The sequence below is a fragment of the Caballeronia arvi genome, from assembly GCF_001544695.2.
In the GTDB taxonomy this organism is placed as follows: Bacteria; Pseudomonadota; Gammaproteobacteria; order Burkholderiales; family Burkholderiaceae; genus Caballeronia; species Caballeronia arvi.
In genome coordinates this window covers 1-2,129 of sequence record NZ_FCOM02000188.1, presented here as the reverse complement: position 1 = coordinate 2,129, position 2,129 = coordinate 1, and the positions used below count along the sequence as shown (strand labels likewise).

Annotated in this window: 1 protein-coding gene; it reads left to right on the top strand. The window is 59.4% G+C overall.

The features are described 5' to 3' along the window. A partial coding sequence (locus AWB74_RS44130; protein ID WP_143749537.1) for a non-ribosomal peptide synthetase occupies positions 1-2,129 on the top strand: 2,129 nt, incomplete at both ends.

The following is a 2,129-nucleotide window of genomic DNA, read 5'->3' as shown; positions in this document are numbered from 1 at the left end:
ATCGGCCTGTTCGTCAATACGCTGGTGCTGCGTGCCGATCTCTCCGGCTCGCCGTCCTTGCGCTCGTTGCTCGCACAGGTTCGTGACACGACGCTTGCCGCTTATGCGCATCAGGACTTGCCTTTCGAAAAGCTCGTCGAAGCACTTGCGCCGGTTCGTGACACCAGCCGCACAGCACTGTTCCAGGTGATGTTCGTATTGCAGAACGCGCCGATGGAACCACTTGCCTTGCCCGGCCTCACCTTGGAGTTGCTGCCGCCATCGGAAGCCGGAGCCAAGTTCGATATCACGCTGAACCTGACTCATGCGCGAGACCGCTTCGCCGGCAGCATCAGTTACGCGACAGACCTGTTCGATGAACGCACCATCGCACGGTTCGGTGAACGCTTCACACGCTTGCTCGATCAGGCGCTCGACAAACCCGACGCACCGCTGCATTCGCTCGAACTCGTTCTGCCCGAAGAACACGCATTGCTCGAACGCTGGAATGACACGGCTGCGGCTTATCCCGAGCATCTGTGCATGCATCAACTCTTCGAACAGCAAGTTCAACGCACACCCGATGCAATCGCCCTCGTTTTCGAAGACGACTCACTCACCTACGCGCAACTCAACGCACGCGCCAATCGACTTGCGCATCATCTGATCGCACTGGGCGTGCGTCCGGAAGATCGCGTAGCGCTGTGCATGGAACGCGGCATCGACATGATCGTCGCGTTGATGGCGATACTCAAGGCGGGCGGCGCCTACGTGCCACTGGATCCAGCTTATCCGGGCGAACGTCTGAGCCACATCCTCACCGATGCCGCGCCTCTGCTTCTGATCGCCGATGCCGCCGGTCGTGAAGCATTGGGCAACACAGGATCGCTGAGCGTGCTCGATGCCCATGCATCGCTCGACGAAAAACTCCCGCAAGACAATCCGCAAACGTCCGTCGCACCGCATAACCTCGCTTACGTGATCTACACGTCCGGTTCGACTGGCAAGCCTAAGGGCGTGATGGTGGAGCATCACCATGTGCTGAACCTGCATCATGCATTGCAATCGACGGTGTTCGCATATTGCGCCCCACAGTCCGGCGTCGGCCTGAACGCCAGCATCGCGTTCGATTCTTCGCTGAAGAGCCTGACGGCCTTGCTTGCGGGTCATCGGCTGATCGTCATTCCCGCAGACGTGCGTACCGATGGCACGGCGTTGATCGAATATCTGAACGCGGGCGGCGTCGACGTGCTCGACTGCACCCCGACTCAACTCGATGTGCTGCTCGCCACTGGCCTGCTCGAACGCCGGCGCTCCGGGCTGACGTTGCTCGTTGGTGGCGAAGCGGTGACGCAACAGACGTGGGATCGCCTCGCACAGGCTGAACAGATCCGCGCCTTCAACGTCTATGGTCCAACCGAGTGCACCGTGGATGCGGCCGTCACCGAGATTACGATCGAACAAACGCTGCCCGTCATCGGCAAGCCTATTGCCAATGCGCGCATCTATCTGCTCGATGCACAGCTTCAGTTGATGCCTGTCGGTGCAGTTGGCGAGCTTTATATCGGTGGCGCGGGTGTGGCGCGTGGTTATCTCAATCGGCCGGAGTTGACAGCCGAGCGATTTATCGATGATCCGTTCGTCGCCGATGCGCGTATGTACCGCACCGGCGATATCGCACGTTATCGTGCCGACGGCAATATCGAATTTCTTGGCCGGAACGATCATCAGGTCAAGATTCGCGGCTTCCGTATCGAGCTTGGGGAAATGGAGGCGCAGATCGCCAGTCATCCGGCCGTGCGTGAGGCGGTCGTTATTGCGCGCATTCGGCATGAGAAGACGCTGGATCAGCAACTCATCGCCTATCTCACGCTGTTTTCCGAGGTCGACGCTGATACCTTACGTGAGTATCTGAACTCGCGTCTGCCCGATTACATGGTGCCTTCGGCGTTCGTCGTGCTCGATGCATTGCCTTTGACGCCCAATGGCAAGCTCGATCGCCGCGCATTGCCCGATCCGCAGTGGCAGGATCTTGCTGCATATGTGGGGCCACGGACGACGCTCGAACATTCGCTTGCGGAATGCTTTGCCAGCGTGCTCGGCCTCGAACGCGTCAGTGTCTTCGATAACTTCTTTGCGCTCGGCGGACA